This window comes from Amycolatopsis pretoriensis, assembly GCF_900107925.1.
Taxonomy (GTDB): Bacteria; Actinomycetota; Actinomycetes; order Mycobacteriales; family Pseudonocardiaceae; genus Amycolatopsis; species Amycolatopsis pretoriensis.
Genome location: NZ_FNUJ01000002.1, coordinates 680,761 through 695,654 on the forward strand (window position 1 = coordinate 680,761; position 14,894 = coordinate 695,654).

Sequence of the window (14,894 nt, forward strand, 5' to 3'; positions counted from 1 at the left end):
CTCGTCCTCTCACCGGTCACCCGGACGCTCGCCGGTCGGCCCCAGATTACGGGGCGCGGCGAACGCGGTCGATCGAGGACCGCGCGACCGGACGACCCCCGCGGCCAGGCTAAGGTTCGCGGACGTACCGGGAAGGCGAGGAGGCTCTGGATGACTGCCGGTCACGAGGGGGCGCACGGACTGTCGGAGCTGCTGCGCACACACGCCGACAGCCTGATCGACCGCTGGGTCGAGCTGGCGGGCGCCGGTCTGCGCGGCCGCATGACGACGCCGGAGCTGCAGCGCGACCTGGGTGAGCTGTTCAGCACGTTGCTGCCGATCGCGGCCGGCTCCGCCGCCGGCCTCGACACCGGCGGGCACGGCGAGATCAAGGCCCTGCTGGCCGACCTGTCCCGGAACCGGGCGCGACAGGGCTTCAGCCCCGCCGAGACGGCCTCGAGCGTGTTCGCGCTGAAGCAGGCGGTCACCGAGCTCACCGAAGGCAACGACGACGCCGCCCTCTTCCGGGAGCTGCTGACCTTCTCCGGGCTGCTGGACGCCTTGGGGCTGTGGACGTTCGAGACCTACGCGGCCGCTCGCGAGGAGATCATCAAGGAGCAGTCCGAGCAGCTGCTCGAGCTGACGACCCCGGTGGTCAAGATCTGGGAAGGCGTGCTCGCCGTCCCCCTGGTCGGCACGCTCGACTCGGCCCGGACCCAGGTCGTGATGGAGAAGCTGCTGGAAGCGCTGGTCGAGACCAGCTCCCAGCACGCGATCATCGACATCACCGGCGTCCTCGCCGTCGACACCCAGGTGGCGCAGCACCTGCTCAAGACCGTGGTCGCGGCGCGGCTGATGGGCGCGGAGTGCACCATCTCGGGCATCCGCCCGCAGATCGCGCAGACGATCGTCGCCCTCGGCATCGAGTTCGGCGACATCACGACCAAGGCCACGCTGGCCGACGCCCTGCGGCACGCCCTCCGGTACGAGGGCGTCGAGCTGGTGCAGGGCGAAAAGAGGCCCGTCTGATGGAGCGGATCCCGATCCTCAAGATCGGTGACGTCCTGCTGGTGTCCATCCAGGTCGACCTGGAGGACCACAGCGTCCTCGCGCTGCAGGAGGACCTCGCGGAGAAGATCAGCGCGACCGGCGCGTCCGGCGTGGTGATCGACATTTCGGCCGTCGAGATCGTCGACTCCTTCATCGGCCGGATGTTCGCGACGATCGCCTCGCTGTCGCGGCTGTTCGACGCGGACACCGTCGTGGTCGGCATGCGGCCCGCGGTCGCGATCACGCTGGTCGAGCTGGGCCTGACGCTCGGCGACGTGCGCACGGCGCTGAACCTGGAGCGCGGCATGGAGATCCTCGAGGGGCTCACGGCCACCAGGAGGGGCACGCCGGGCGCGAACGGTGTCCCCGGTCTGGCGCGCAGATGACCTCGGCCGGCGTGGTGGAAGAGATCCCCATCGTCACGGACTCCGACGTCGTCCGTGTCCGCCAGGCCGTCCGGTCCCTCGCCCTGCGGGTCAAGCTCTCCCTCGTCGACCAGACCAAGCTGGTGACGGCGACCAGCGAACTCGCCCGCAACACGCTGGTCTACGGCCTGGGCGGCCTCGCCCGCCTCGAACTGGTCGAAGACGGCCGCCGCACGGGCGTCAAAGCGGTGTTCCACGACGACGGCCCCGGCATTCCCGACACCGACCTCGCCCTGGCCGACGGCTGGAGCAGCGGCAAGGGACTGGGTCTCGGCCTCAGCGGGGCACGCCGGCTGGTGGACGAGTTCGAGCTGGCCACCGAGGTGGGCCGGGGCACCGACGTCACCGTGGTCAAGTGGTCGAGATGACCGCGACGCACTGCCTGCCGGTCATCGAGGACGTCACCTGGGTCGGCGTCGACGACCCCACCGCCGCCGGCCGGGCGCGCCGCGTCGCCACCGGCCTCGCCGACCGGCTGGGTTTCCCGGAGAACCGGATCGCCGAAGTCGGCATCGTGGTCACCGAGCTCGCCACGAACCTCGACCGCCACGCCGAGCAGGGCACGCTGGTCATCCGGTCGGTCCGCGGGACCACCCAGGCGGCCGTCGAAGTCGTCGCCGTCGACCGCGGTCCCGGTATCGCCGACGTCGCCTCGGCGTTCGAGGACGGCCGCTCGACCGCCGGCACGCTCGGGGTCGGGCTCGGCGCGGTGCGCCGGCTCTCGAACGCGATGACCGCGTTTTCCGAACCCGGCCGCGGCACGATCGTCACCGCCCGGTTCCACGCCACCAAGACCGCTGCGGCCGAACTCGCCGACGACGACGCGGCCGGGCTCACCAGGCCGATCACCAGCGAAGAGGTCTGCGGTGACGCCTACGCCGTCATGCGGGCGAACGGCCGCATGCGGCTGATGATGTGCGACGGCTCCGGACACGGCCCGCTGGCCGCCAGTGCCTCCCGCGAAGCGGTGCGCGTCTTCTGCGAACGCCCCGCCGACGAGCCGCCCGAACGGGTCGTCACCGCGATCCACGCGGCGCTGCGCGGCAGCCGGGGTGGCGCCGTCGCCGTCGCGGACCTCTCCCCGGGCGAAGGCCGCGTCCGCTTCGCCGGCCTGGGCAACATCGCCGCCGCGGTCGTGGCCGGCGGGCAGAAGAAGGGCATGATCTCCGTGCCCGGGATCGCCGGGTTCCAGGCCCGGACCATCCGGGCGTTCGACCACGCGCTCCCGGCCGGCGCGGCGGTGGTGCTGCACAGCGACGGACTGACCGAGAAGTGGCAGCCCGACCAGTGGAACGCCCTGTTCGGCAGCAGCCCGCTCGTCATCGCCGCCGCGGTGCTGCGCGACGCCGGGGTCCGCAACGACGACGCCGGCGTCCTCGTCGGCAAACCGCGGCCATGACCCCCCGGCCCGGCGTCGACCCGCTGCTGCGGATGACGCTGTCCGACGAGCCCGCCGTGTTCGCCATGCGGCAGTACGGCCGCGAAGCCGCGAAGGCCATCGGACTGAATCCCCAGGACCAGGTCCGCGTGGCCACCGCGCTCAGCGACGTCGGCCGGGACCTCGTCCGGGCCGCGACGGGCGCGTCGGTCACCTTTGCGCTGACCCCGACGGCGACCGCCGGCCTGTCGATCGAGTTCACCTGGCGGGGAGCGCCCGCCGCCGAGGTGCTCGACGTCAGCCGCGACACCACGACCCGTTTGATGGACGAGGTCGGCACCACCCACGAAGCCGGGCGCACCTCGATCACCATGACCAAAGTGATGCCGCCGGGCTCGCCACCGATGACGGTGTCCGTCGAAACCCTGCGTTCCCGGCTCGCTCCCGGCCACGCGAGCAGCCCCCTCGACGAGCTGCGCGCGCAGAACCAGGAGCTGCTCGCCGCCCTCGGCGACAGCGAACGCAAGGAGCAGGAACTCATCCGGCTCAACGAGGAGCTCGAAGAGACCAACCAGGGCGTCCTCGCGCTCTACAAGGAACTCTCCGAAGAACTCGAAGAGACCAACCGCGGTGTCGTGGCGCTGTACGCCGAAATCAACGAGAAGACGACGCAGCTGGCCGCCGTCAACGAAGCCAAGACCCGCTTCTGGTCGAACATCAGCCACGAGCTGCGCACCCCGGTGAACTCGATCGTCGGGCTCGCCCGGATGCTGGGCGCGGACGGCGCCGACCCCCTCTCCGACGAGCAGCGCCGCCAGGTCCGGCTGGTCAACGACTCCGCCGGCACCCTGCTCGCCCTGATCAACGAGCTGCTCGACACGGCGAAGGCCGAATCGGGCCGGCTGGTGCCGCACCCGGCCCCGCTGGACGTCCGCGCGGTCCTGCTCCACCTGCGCGGGGTGCTGCGGTCCACGGTTCCGGCCGGCGTCGAGCTCGACATGGGCGAAGCCGAGGTCGACAGCCTGGTCACCGACGAGACGATGCTGGTGCGCATCCTGCGCAACCTGCTGTCCAACAGCCTCAAGTTCACCGAACGGGGGCGGGTCGGGCTGGCGGTCGGCGTCGAGGGCGAGTTCGTCCGCTTCACCGTCACCGACACCGGAATCGGCATCCCCGCCGACCAGCTCGACCGGGTCTTCGAGGAGTTCCACCAGGTCCGCAACAAGCTGCAGGCGCGGACGTCCGGCACCGGCCTCGGGCTGTCCTACGCCCGGAAGCTGGCGGAAATCCTCGGCGGTGACCTCACGCTGACCAGTGAAGAGGGCCGCGGCACCACCGTCGAGCTGCGGCTGCCTGCGCGGCCCCACGGCGGCGACCTCACCGCGCTCGGCAGCGCGCTGGTGGTCGACGACGACCCGGCCTTCCGCGCCGAGTTCACCCGCCTGATCGCCGACCTCGTCCCCGACGTCCGCACGGCGTCCGACGGCCGGGACGCGCTGCAGGCGCTGTCCGGGGCCCGGCCGGACCTCGTGTTCCTCGACCTGGCCATGGGTGACATGAACGGCCGCGAGGTTCTCGCCGTCCTGCGCGCGAAGCCCGAGCTGGCCGGCCTGCCCGTCGTCGTGGTCACCTCGGCCGTCCCCGACGGCTTGGACCTGACCGCTTCCGGGTTGCGCGCGGGATTGCTGCTCAAGTCGCAGCTCTCCGCCGAAACCGTCAAGCTCGCGGTCGGAGAAGCGATCGCCGTAGTGCGGAGGGCGTGAATGTCGAACCCGGCGAGCGGCGTCGTCCCGGCGGCGACCATCCTGGTCGTCGACGACACCGAGGCCAGCCGTTACCTGGCGGGAAGCTGGTTGCGCCGCAACGGTTACCGCGTTCTCGAGGCCGCGACCGGTGAGTCGGCGCTCGCCACGGTCGCGAGTGACCGGCCGGACCTCGTCCTGCTCGACGTCAACCTCCCCGACATCAGCGGGATGGAGGTCTGCGAGCGGATCAAGGCCGACCCGCTGACCGCGGTCGTGCCGGTGATCCACATGTCCGCCACCGCTGTCGAACCCGACGACCGGACCCACGGGCTCAACCGCGGCGCCGACGGCTACCTCGTCGAACCGGTCGACCAGGACGAACTGGTGGCGGTGGTCGAATCGGCCCTGCGCTACTCCCGGGCCCGGGCCGTCGCCGAGCTGCTGGCGCGCCGGCTCACCAAGCTCACCGAAGCCACGCTGACCGTCAACTCCGCGACGACCCTCCACGGCTTCGTCGCCGCCGTGGCGACCGGCGCGGCCGCCATCTTCGACGCCCCCGCGACCGCCGTCGTCACGACCCCGCAGGGCCGCATCCAGATCGCGGGTTCCGAGACGGACGCGGACCGGACGGCCGGCCACGAGCCGGCGGCCGCGTTCGACGAGCTGGCCGCGTCGGTGCTCCCGCCGGGCCACCGCACCGCCGTCATCCGCGGCCGGGACCTGAGCTGGCGCCCCGGCCGTTCCTCGACCGTGGTCCTGGCCCGGGCCGGGTCCGGCGCGGTCGTCGTGGGCATCGCGGTCGACGACGCCGTGGCGGCCACCGAGCACGACCACGGCGTGCTGATCCAGCTCGGGCAGGTCAGCGCGCTGGCCGCGGACGCCCTGCGCAATCTGACCCGCGAGCACGAGCTGGCGGTCTCCCTGCAGCGCAGTTTCCTGCCGCGCCGGCTGCCGGTGAACCGGCAGCTGCCCATGGCGGCCCGCTACCTCCCGGCCTCCCGGCACGCCGAGATCGGCGGCGACTTCTACGAAGTGACCGAATTGGACGGACGCTTGCTCATCGCGGTGGGCGACGTCTCCGGCCACTCGCTGGAAGCCGCGTTGGTGATGGGCGAAGTACGGCACGCGCTGCGCGCGTACGCGGTCGAAGGCCACGGGCTGGTGGCGATCCTGGACCGCCTCGACGTCGTGGTGAGCCGGTTCCACCCGCAGGGCCTCACCACCGCGTGCCTGATGCTCGTGGACCCGGCGGCCGGCACCGCGGAAGTCGCCTGCGCCGGCCACCTCCCGCCGTTGCTGGCCGACGCGTCCGGAGCCCGCTACCTCGACGTCCACGGACCGCTGCTGGGTGTGGGACTCCGCCGCCCCGAGGCGACGAAGATCGACCTCCCCGCCGGGACGCTGGTGCTCCTGATCACCGACGGGCTGATCGAGCGCTCCGGAACCGACATCGACGCGGCCATGGCGGCGCTCGCCGGATCGGTGTCGCACGACGCCGAGCTGGAAGCGCTGTGCGACGACCTGCTCGACCGGTTCGGCCGCGACGCCAGCGACGACATCGCGCTCTTGACCTTCAGACGCGAAGCCTGAAGGTCAAGAGTCCACCCCGGCAGGCGGCAGGAGCAGCCGAGGTCGCTACTTCTGCCACTGCCCCGGTTTGGGCACCCCCGGCAGCGCCGTGGTGTTCGTCCAGCTGGTCTGCGGGTTGGCCAGGCCGCCACCGGGCTGCTTCCACAGCTGGAGGTTGATCGGGCGCCCGCTCTCCATCGCCGCGGCGAAGGAGTGGTGGCCGTCGCCGGCGAGCTTGAGCTGGTTGGAGCCCGGCGGGTAGTAGACCTTGATGTCCACCGGCGTGTCCATCAGGCCGTCCTGCTTCCACTTCGCGATCTTGCTGTCGATCACGCCCTGGAACACGTGCTCCTGCATCGGGGTCACGTCGCCGTACTGGCTGCCGCTGATCTTCTGCGGCTCCGGCTTGAACGTGTACTCCCCCTGCAGCTTGCTCGGCGCTCCCGGGCCCGGCTGGTGGAAGTCCGTCTTGCCCGCCGGCGGCTTCGGCCCCGGGTTGCCCGCGGTGCCCGGCGCGCCGCCCGGCTCCGGTTTCGGCTGCGACGGGCCGGGCGCGTCCGGCTTCGGCTGCGCGGGGGTGTCGATCTTCGGTTTCGTGTCCCTCGGCGGCACCGGCGGCGGGGCCGGCTTGCTGCTCGCCGGCGCCGTGTTGCCCGGCTTCGCGCCCGGTTTGGGCGGCACGATCGGCTTGCCGTTCGGCCCGAGCTTCGGCTTCGAGCTCCGCGGCGGCACCGGCGGCGGCGTGGGCTTGTCCGCGCTGCCACCCGTGTTGCCGGCGTCGTGCCCGCCCTTCGGGGTCTGCGGGGCGCCGCCCCCGCCCGTGGACTGGGAGGTGGTCGAGCAGTTCATCAGGCCCAGCGCGTCGAACTCCGCGTACGGATCGGGCACGTAGGCGTACGGGTCCGGTCCCGGTTCGAGACCCAGCGGGTCCTGGCTCAGGTAGCGCGCCGTCACCGGGTCGTAGTAGCGGAAGACGTTGTAGTGCAGGCCCGTTTCCGCGTCGGCGTACTGACCGGGGAAGCGCAGCGGCGTCGGCGCGGCCGTCCGCTCGCCGCCGTGCGCGGTGCGGCGGCTGGTCCACACCAGGGCACCCCGTTCGTCGAGCAGGTCGGTCGGCGTGCCGACGGCGTCGGTGACGAACGTGCGCGTCCGCGTGCCCCGGTCGTCCCGCTCGCGCTGGACGACCGGGGTGACGGTGCCGGGCAGGTGGTCCCACGTCACGATCCGGCCGGGTGCCGCCTCCTCGATGAGCGTGGTGCCGTCCCAGGTGTAGATCGTGGTCGCGGTGGTGCCGTCGGCGCCGTGGCGGCTCTTGCCGATGCGGCGGCCGAGCGGGTCGTAGTGGTAGCGCCACACCGTGCCGTCCGCGGTGGCCGCCGTCGTGAGGCGGTCACCGGACCACGTGAAGCGCACCGCGCCGTGGGTGGTCCGCCGTCCGTGCTCGTCCTCGGTGACCGGGAAACCCACCGGGGGGACCAAGGTGCCCGCGAGGTCGTAGCGGTACTCCTCCCGGCCGGTCGCCGAGGTGACCCCGACGACCCGCCCGGCGGCGTCCCGGGTCAGCGAGGTGGCGCCGGTGACGTCGTCGCGCAGCGAGGCGAGCGCGCCGTCGGCCCGATGACCGAACGTCCGCCGCTGCACCGGGACGTCCCCGGCGGTGACGGTCTGGGTGACCAGCTCGCCGTTCCCCCCGAAGGTCTGCTCGAGCCGGGCGGGTCCGGCTTGGCGGCCGATCACGCGGGACGCGGTGTCGTGGCGGTACGCGAGCGCGTGCGCACCGGCGAGCAGCCCGACCGGCCGGTCGAGGTCGTCGAAGAACCAGGTGCTCTCGGCGCCGCCCGGCGTGCGGCGGTGGAGGTAGCCCGATTCGTCGTACTCGAAGGTGACGCTGCGCCCGTCGACGGTCTCGCGCACGACGCGGCCGAAGGCGTCCCGCTCGAACTCCACGGTGGACTCGCCGTTCGCGGCGCGCACCAGGTGCCCCACCGGGTCGTAGGCGTAGGTGGTGGTGCGTTCCGGTGCGCGCACCTCGACGAGGTTGCCGAGGACGTCGTGGTGGTAGGTGGTCACCTGCCCCGCCGGGTCCGTGGCGCGGACGAGCTGCCCGGCCGCGTCGTAGGCGTAGGAGCGGGTGCGCCCGGCGAAGTCGGTCTGCGCCCGCAGGCGGCCCAGCTCGTCGTAGCGGTAGGTCCAGGTGCGGCCCTGGGGGTTGGTCACCGAGGTCAGCCGCAGTTCGGTGTCGTAGCCGTACACCGTGCGCGCGCCGGACGGCTCGACGATCGCCGTGAGCACGTCGAACGGCCCGTACTCGCGGCGGGTGACGCGGCCGAGCTCGTCGACGTGCTCGATCTCGTTGCCTTCCCCGTCGTAGCGCCAGGTCGCACGCTCCTGCCGGGGCCCGACCCGGACGGCCCGGCGGCCTTCGACGGTCCAGCCGAGCGCGACCGCGCCGTCCGCCCGCGGCAGCACCCGCGGCCGGCCGAACTGGTCGGGCTCCACGCCTTCGGGTGCCGGCGGCTCCTCGCCGCCGAACGAAATCGGCGTGGCGACCCCCACCGGCGCGGTGCGCGGGTCCGGCGCGTCGTCTTCGTACCGGCGACGCCACGTGGTGTCCCCGTCCTGGACGGCGATCGCGGCGGGCCCGTCTTCGAGCCGCACCACGGAACCGTCCGCGCGGTGCACCTCGCTCAGGGCACCGCCTTCGTCGTAGCCGTAGCGGGTGGTGCGGCCGAGCGGGTCGGTGCGGGAGAGGAGGCGGTCGTAGCGGTCCCACTCGGAGAGGGTCACGCCGCCGGCCGGGTCGACTTCCCGGACGACCTGGCGCGCGTCGTTGAGGTGGAACTCGGTGACGTGCCCCAGCGAGTCGGTGTGGCGCGTGACGTGGTCACCGTAGGCGAACGCACCGTCGAGGAACCCGCCGTCGCCGGTGGTGCGGACGCACCGGCCCCGGTCGTCGTAGGTGTACCCGTAGTGGACGCCGTTGCGGTCCTCCCACGCCTCGAGGCGCCCGGCCTCGTCGTACCCGAACCGCTGCGCCTGCCCGGAGGAGTTGGTCACCGCGCTCAGGTGACCGCGGGCGTCGTGGTCGTACTTCAGCACCGTGACGTCCGGCAGGCCCTCGCCCAGGACGACGAGCTCGGTCACCCGGCCGCGGCTCGTCCGCAGCGCGACCCGGACGCCGTCCTCGCGGCGCAGCAGGGCCGGCGCGCCGAAGTCGTCGTAGAAGACCTCGACGCGCTGCTCGCCCTCGAAGGCGCGCAGCGGCACCACCGGCCCGGAGCCGGAGAACTCCAGCACCTCGTCGTCGGTGACGAGGGTGAAGGTGTCGCCGTCGCGGGTGAGCGGCCAGCGGGCGCCCTCCAGCGGCAGCTGTTCGCCGTCGCCGCGGGGGTAGACGAGGATCGAGCCGACGGGCGAGAAGTAGCAGACGTGCTCGTCGTCGACCTCGAGCCGCTGGTCCACAGTGGACGACCAGGACGGGCCGAACCAGTGGCCCGCCCGGTAGGTCGACACGTGGGTGCGCGTCAGCACGAGCGAGCCGAGGGCGAGGTCGCGCTGCTCCAGGATCACTTCGCCGCTGGCGATGTCGACGGGGTCGTCCTTGCAGACGCGGTTGTCGGGCGTGGGCGCGGTGTCGCGCGGGTTCTCCGGTTTGGCGGACGACGGCCGCGGACCGCCGCCCCCGGACGAGCCGTCGGGACCGCCGCGGCTGCCGCCGCCGGGAGCGCCCCCGGAGCCGGCGGGCGGGGGGTCGCCGTGCGGGCCCGTCCCGGCGGGCGTGGTGCCGTCGCCCTTGGGTGGCGGACCGCCGTTCCCAGGCGGGTTCCCGTGCGCGCCGGACGTGGTGGTGCCGTCCCCGCCGCCCTTGGGCTTGGGCTCGGGCGCCTTCGGCGTGCCGTCGATCTTCGGGCCCTTCGGCGGCGCGGAGACCTTGCCGGGCTTGATGTTCTTCAGCGCCTTCGCCGCGTCGCCGAACAGGTCGCCGGCCCGCTTCAGCAGCGGCATGAGCGCCTTGAGGGCTTTGACGAGGCGGGTGGTGATGTCGGCGATCTTGGACGCCGTCTTGGCCACCGCCGCGACGACCTGCGGGACCACCCAGGTCAGGCCGATGCCGAGGGTGAAGACCACCTGCAACGCCCAGCTGATCAGGTGCCCGACCAGTTCCGCGATGATGTCGCGCACCAGCGCGCGCACCGCGGCGACGACCTCACCGGCCGTCTTCACGCCGTTGGAAGCCCCTTCGCAGCCCTTCTGCGCCGTCTCGAGGAGCGTGACGGTGTCCTGCGTGCGCTGCCGGTAGGCGTCGGCCGCCGGTCCGGTCCACGCCTGGAGGTCGGCTTTGACCAGGTCACCGAGGTCGGTGCCGACGCTCTGCAGCTCGCCCGCGACGTTCTTCCAGGTTTCGGACTGGGCGGCGATCTCGTCGGCGTTGCCGGTGAGGCCGTTCAGCGCTTCCTTCAACGGACCGACGTGCTCGATCAGCCAGCCCACGCCGGCGGCGAGGATCGCGCCGAAGGGGTCCATCGCCATCGACAGGGCGTCCAGCGCGGTGCCGACCGCGCCCATCGCCACCGACGCCCAGTCGCCGCTTTCGATCGCGGACTTGAGGTCGTTGGCCGTCTCCAGCAGGGAGATCCCCGAGTACGCCTTCGTGGAGTCCTGGGTCGGCGCGACCAGCGGGTTGCTCATGTGGTGGGAACCATCCTCGTCGCAGAAAACCGCTCTCCGGCCGGCCCGGACCGGGGGCTGGATCAATTCAGGCTACCAACGCCCGCGGCCGCGGCACCGGGCCCTCGACCGGCCTGCCTTTCCGATCACCGATCCTTGCCCGAGGCTTCCCGGGGCGATCGCGGACCGGGCACCGGCGGGCACACTCGGTGATCGAGGTTGCGCTGCTGCCGCTCACGCTCACGCCGGCTGTAGGTCGCCCGGCGGACGCGTTCCTCGTCTTCGAGGCTCGAGCCCATCGCCCCGGCGACGATGCCCACCGAGGTCGCGAGCCACACCAGCTTGAGGTACGAAGCCGGCCCGGCCGGATGACCGAGGACCTGCCCGAAGTACGTGCCTTCGACCAGGACGATCGACGCCAGCGCGAACAGGATGGCGTACATGCAGGCCACACCGATCGACAGCGTCAGCGCGGTCGAGACGTTGTACAGCAGGGCTTTCCGCCGGTCGAGGTGCCCCGAAGGCGAGTCCCACAGGTGGTTGTGCACCATCAGCCAGCCCGCCATGACCACGATGGCCAGCACCGTGATCCCGGCCAGCCGCCTGGCCCCGGCGAGGTTGGGCACCAGCCGCCACGGGCGGTTGTCCCGGATCATCCCGGCGAGCAGCCGCAGGCGGCCGCGCACACCCACCAGAGCCAGGTGCTCGTCGGCCACGCCGCGGCCGCGGATGTGCCGTGTCGGCGCCGCCAGCTCCCGCAGCCGGTCGAGGATCCCCGCGGCGGATCAGCCTCCTTCGCCGCGCGCCGCGCCACCAGGTGCCGGAACAGGTGGACGATCAGCCGGGTCACCCGGGCGCGCAGCCGCAGGGCCCCGAGCGCGGGCAACGACACCATCGCGACGCCGTGGCCGGCGTTGTAGTCGGACACGATCGGGACCGTGCCTGCCCGCCGCGGGAGGTCGGTGATCAGCACCAGCAGGTCCCAGCTGTGTTCGGACCGGCGTTCCGCCGCCAAAGCCAGCATGGGGATGTCACCCTCCGCGTCCAGCGGAAGGGACTGCGTCTCGTGTTCGACCCGCCAGGCCGTCTCCGCACCGAGGTCGCGGACCAGGCGGGCTGGCAGGCCGTCCGCGATTCTGCCGGCGAGCTGCCCGGGCAACCCGTCATCGGTCAGCAGGCCCACCACCAGGGCCTCCGGCGCACACTCGGCGGTCATGCCGAACCCTTCCTCGATCTCCGAGAGAGAACTCCCGGGGTTCCCGGCTCGACCGACCGCAAACGGCCGGGCGTTCACCGGGTGACCCGGTACCGCCCGTGCTCTGACGGAGTGCCCCCGTCGGCGAGCGCCCGAGTGCCAGGTCCGTGGCGAAGTAAGTTAGGAAGACGGCCGTGACGAGGTTGACCACGACGTAGAACGCGGCGACGGCGAACGCGGCGCATCGCCGATCCACGGCCGGCGTAAGGACGTCGTCGCGATTACACCGAACGAAACAACTCGGCTGCCCGCTGACACCGCAACACGGTTGAAAAGGCCGGCGGGGCACGTTCTCATCAGCGACACCGAAATTCCGGATGTCAACTTCGCCCTGAAAGTGGACATCATGAACTCGTACGCTGTCGCCGTCGTTCTGCCGGGGTAGATTGAATGTCATGCGAGTCGGCGGTGGTCAGGGAGTGACGCCCCGGCTTCCGCGGCCGGAGGACATCGCCGCCGCGGTCGATGATGCCCGCGGACTCGGTGAAGGAACGCAGGATCCGCACGTCCGCGCCGCGCTGTCGGCCGACATCGCCCGGTCTCTCGCGCCCGGCGGCTCGACCTTCGCCCCGCCGCAGGTCTGGAACGCCCGCCACTTCCCCGTCAGCGTCGATGACGTCGGCATCGTGGTCTCCGTAGACGCTGACAATCCCGGCTCGCTCGTCGGCTGCGCGGTGGTCGGTCCCGGTCGATTCGTCGGCGGCGACGACAACGACGCGTTCGGGCGGTGGAACCGGCTGGTCGCGTGGCTGCCCCGCGTCGGCGAACACCGGATCATCCGGGGGCACGGCGGCGAGATCGTGCCCGGCCGCCTGGCCGACCTCGTCGACGCCAGCCGCGCCCTCGCGGTCCACGGGATACGACGACCGGTTCAGCTGGATCTCGACATCAGCATGGCCTGCACGTCCGCGTGCACGTTCTGCTTCTCCGCCTCGTACCGCACGGCAACACGTTCGACCCGGCAGATGCGCCCGAGCGCGATCGACCGGGTCATCTCGTCCGCGACGCGGATGGGCGTGAAACTGGTCAGGTTCGACGGCGGCGGCGATCCGTTGACCCACCCGTATTTTCCTCGTGCGGTCGAGACCTGCGCGGCCCACTCGCTTCGTACCGCGGTCCTGACCGCCGGAGACCTGCTCTCACCGGAGATCGTCGACGTGCTCGTCGAGTCGGGAACATACCTGCGGGTGAGCCTCAACGCGGGCACCGATGAGACGCGGTCGCTGCTGCACGGCACGAACGCCGGACGCTTCGGTCTTTCGCGGATCCTGAACCAGATCGCTTACGCTGACCGGCAACGCCGCGTCCGCTACCGCGATCTGCCGCGGCCGGCGATGATGATCGGCGCCACTTCGATGATCCATCCACTGAGCGTCGGCGAGGTCTTCCGGACGGCCGAACGCGCACGTTCGGCGGGCGCCGACCACCTGTCGTTCCGCGTGGTGCTCGGGGCCGGCCATTCGGTGTCCTTCTCCGAACGCCAGAACGACTCTTACGCCGAACAGCGGCATCGGGTGCTCGACGAGCTCGTCGACGAGAACTTCCAGGTGTTCTTCCCGACGCGGCCGCTGACCGACACAGGTTATGTCCCAGCGCAACACTTCACGACCTGCCGCGCCTGTACGCACCGCGCGCTCGTCGAGACGGGAGCAGATCCCGCCGCGCCCGCGCTCGTGCCTTGCGGCAGGTACCGGGGCGAGGGTTACCTGTCGTCTTCGCTCGACGACGGGCGCACGGTGTTCGACATCCTCGATCAGGAACGGGGACTGGACGAGGTCTGGATGTCGAGCCGGATGCGGAACATGGTGCAGCAGTTCCCCCGGGCGTGCGGGGACTGCATCGACCGGTCCGTGAACCAAATGCTGGAAGGAATCGACAGCGCGCTGACCGCGGACCCCGAGGCAGCGTTCTTCCGGTTTCAGGCGCTCGATGTTCCCTCGATTATTTCTGGGCTTGGGTGAATGAGGACAGTTCGGCGGCGAGCAGCCGGTCGCCGAAACCGCGAGGTTCCTCCGTTTCCGAGTACCCGGTGTGGTAGTGCTTCAGCGATCCGTCCGGCGCAAGCAGAAAGGTCTCATCCGCGTTGCCGATACCGAACCGGAGGAAGACGTGGTGGCGCGGCAGCAGCCTCCGTGCATTGAGCACGGCTGTCTCGGCATCGGCGAAGCCGGCCTCGTGCGTCCACGGAAGACCGGCGTAGGCGTTGAGCGTGCGGGCTTCGATGACAACCACATCGGCCCTCGCCGTCTCCTCGAGAAGATCGGCCGGCCGGCGCGTGCGGTACCCGTCGTGCGGCACCACGTCGTAGACGACGGCGACACCGTCCTCGCGAGCGGCGTCCATGAGCTCCAGGGTGGCCCCACGCCGTGGCTCCGCGATGAGCGAGTATCCGTCCACCGCCAGGAAGTCGGCCTCCTTGACCTCCTCGCGCAGGGCGGCCGCGTCGGCCGAGTCGAACGCGGACAGAGCGGAAGGATCGGCCACCACGAGCAGCCGCGTGCCCTTGGCGTGCGCCGTCGCGCGGTCCCGGAGGTAGATCGCCAGACCCGACGGCAGGCCCGCCTTCCGTCGGAGGAGCGCACGCACCGGCGACGAGGCGAGGCGTCCGCTGAGCAGGTCGCCGAGGTCGTCGTCGCCCACACACCCGGCGAGGCACACGTCGGCGAAGTGCTCGGTCGCCGCGATGGCGAGGTTCGCGGCCGAGCCGCCGACAGCCACGGCGACGTTGCCGTGGGTGAGCAGATCGTCGGACAATTCGGTGAACGCGGCGGACACGACCGTGGACAGTTCGAGGAATACGTCGCCCAGCACGACCAGCTTCATCT

At 71.7% G+C, this 14,894-nt stretch carries 11 protein-coding genes; 7 read left to right on the forward strand and 4 right to left on the reverse strand.

The features are described from left to right. Positions 1–150: 150 nt before the first annotated feature. Genes BLV96_RS09950 through BLV96_RS09975 form a run of 6 tightly spaced genes read left to right on the forward strand, consistent with a single transcriptional unit; the run spans position 151 to position 6,167 of the window. A complete protein-coding gene (locus BLV96_RS09950) occupies positions 151–1,008 on the forward strand; it encodes an STAS domain-containing protein (protein WP_086674821.1) in 858 nt (285 codons plus the stop codon). Then, positions 1,008–1,415 (forward strand): STAS domain-containing protein, encoded by a 408-nt coding sequence (locus BLV96_RS09955; protein WP_086674820.1) that lies wholly within the window; start codon positions 1,008–1,010, stop codon positions 1,413–1,415. Before BLV96_RS09950 ends, BLV96_RS09955 begins: the two co-directional genes overlap by 1 nt. Continuing rightward, positions 1,412–1,822, forward strand: a complete 411-nt coding sequence (locus BLV96_RS09960) for an ATP-binding protein (RefSeq protein ID WP_086674819.1) — start codon at positions 1,412–1,414, stop codon at positions 1,820–1,822. Before BLV96_RS09955 ends, BLV96_RS09960 begins: the two co-directional genes overlap by 4 nt. Continuing rightward, positions 1,819–2,853 carry an ATP-binding SpoIIE family protein phosphatase gene (locus BLV96_RS09965; RefSeq protein ID WP_086674827.1) on the forward strand — a complete coding sequence of 345 codons (1,035 nt, stop codon included), beginning with the start codon at positions 1,819–1,821 and terminating at the stop codon, positions 2,851–2,853. Before BLV96_RS09960 ends, BLV96_RS09965 begins: the two co-directional genes overlap by 4 nt. Beyond that, positions 2,850–4,595 carry an ATP-binding response regulator gene (locus BLV96_RS09970; RefSeq protein WP_086674818.1) on the forward strand — a complete coding sequence of 582 codons (1,746 nt, stop codon included), beginning with the start codon at positions 2,850–2,852 and terminating at the stop codon, positions 4,593–4,595. Before BLV96_RS09965 ends, BLV96_RS09970 begins: the two co-directional genes overlap by 4 nt. After that, positions 4,596–6,167, forward strand: coding sequence for a fused response regulator/phosphatase (locus BLV96_RS09975; RefSeq protein ID WP_086674817.1), 1,572 nt, complete (start codon positions 4,596–4,598; stop codon positions 6,165–6,167). It abuts the gene before it with no gap. Between the two features lie 45 nt (positions 6,168–6,212). Here the strand turns inward: BLV96_RS09975 and BLV96_RS09980 are convergent, their stop codons facing one another. The 3 genes from BLV96_RS09980 to BLV96_RS50545 form a co-directional block, all read right to left on the reverse strand. Then, a complete protein-coding gene (locus BLV96_RS09980) occupies positions 6,213–10,835 on the reverse strand; it encodes an RHS repeat-associated core domain-containing protein (protein WP_086674816.1) in 4,623 nt (1,540 codons plus the stop codon). A 125-nt stretch (positions 10,836–10,960) separates the two neighbouring features. Continuing rightward, the gene (locus tag BLV96_RS50540) at positions 10,961–11,506 is read right to left on the reverse strand and encodes a hypothetical protein (RefSeq protein WP_244180132.1); all 546 of its coding nucleotides are present in this window, start codon (positions 11,504–11,506) and stop codon (positions 10,961–10,963) included. After that, entirely contained in the window at positions 11,467–12,030 is a 564-nt protein-coding gene (locus tag BLV96_RS50545; protein ID WP_244180133.1) for a hypothetical protein, read from the reverse strand. Before BLV96_RS50545 ends, BLV96_RS50540 begins: the two co-directional genes overlap by 40 nt. Positions 12,031–12,464: 434 nt before the next feature. Here BLV96_RS50545 and BLV96_RS09990 point away from each other — a divergent pair, with 434 nt between their 5' ends. Next, a complete protein-coding gene (locus tag BLV96_RS09990) occupies positions 12,465–14,030 on the forward strand; it encodes a radical SAM protein (RefSeq protein ID WP_086674815.1) in 1,566 nt (521 codons plus the stop codon). Here BLV96_RS09990 and BLV96_RS09995 read toward each other — a convergent pair. Next, a complete protein-coding gene (locus tag BLV96_RS09995; protein WP_244180189.1) occupies positions 14,011–14,892 on the reverse strand; it encodes a carbohydrate kinase family protein in 882 nt (293 codons plus the stop codon). The genes BLV96_RS09990 and BLV96_RS09995 overlap by 20 nt on opposite strands. Between the last annotated feature and the right edge of the window lie 2 nt (positions 14,893–14,894).

Excerpts from the sequence above, each read along its gene's own strand:
- BLV96_RS09950 (WP_086674821.1), top strand. The coding sequence starts at position 151 with ATGACTGCCGGTCACGAGGGGGCGCACGGACTGTCGGAGCTGCTGCGC.
- BLV96_RS09955 (WP_086674820.1), top strand. The coding sequence starts at position 1,008 with ATGGAGCGGATCCCGATCCTCAAGATCGGTGACGTCCTGCTGGTGTCC.
- BLV96_RS09960 (WP_086674819.1), top strand. The coding sequence starts at position 1,412 with ATGACCTCGGCCGGCGTGGTGGAAGAGATCCCCATCGTCACGGACTCC.
- BLV96_RS09965 (WP_086674827.1), top strand. The coding sequence starts at position 1,819 with ATGACCGCGACGCACTGCCTGCCGGTCATCGAGGACGTCACCTGGGTC.
- BLV96_RS09970 (WP_086674818.1), top strand. The coding sequence starts at position 2,850 with ATGACCCCCCGGCCCGGCGTCGACCCGCTGCTGCGGATGACGCTGTCC.
- BLV96_RS09975 (WP_086674817.1), top strand. The coding sequence starts at position 4,596 with ATGTCGAACCCGGCGAGCGGCGTCGTCCCGGCGGCGACCATCCTGGTC.
- BLV96_RS09980 (WP_086674816.1), bottom strand. The coding sequence starts at position 10,835 with ATGAGCAACCCGCTGGTCGCGCCGACCCAGGACTCCACGAAGGCGTAC.
- BLV96_RS50545 (WP_244180133.1), bottom strand. The coding sequence starts at position 12,030 with ATGACCGCCGAGTGTGCGCCGGAGGCCCTGGTGGTGGGCCTGCTGACC.
- BLV96_RS09990 (WP_086674815.1), top strand. The coding sequence starts at position 12,465 with ATGCGAGTCGGCGGTGGTCAGGGAGTGACGCCCCGGCTTCCGCGGCCG.
- BLV96_RS09995 (WP_244180189.1), bottom strand. The coding sequence starts at position 14,892 with ATGAAGCTGGTCGTGCTGGGCGACGTATTCCTCGAACTGTCCACGGTC.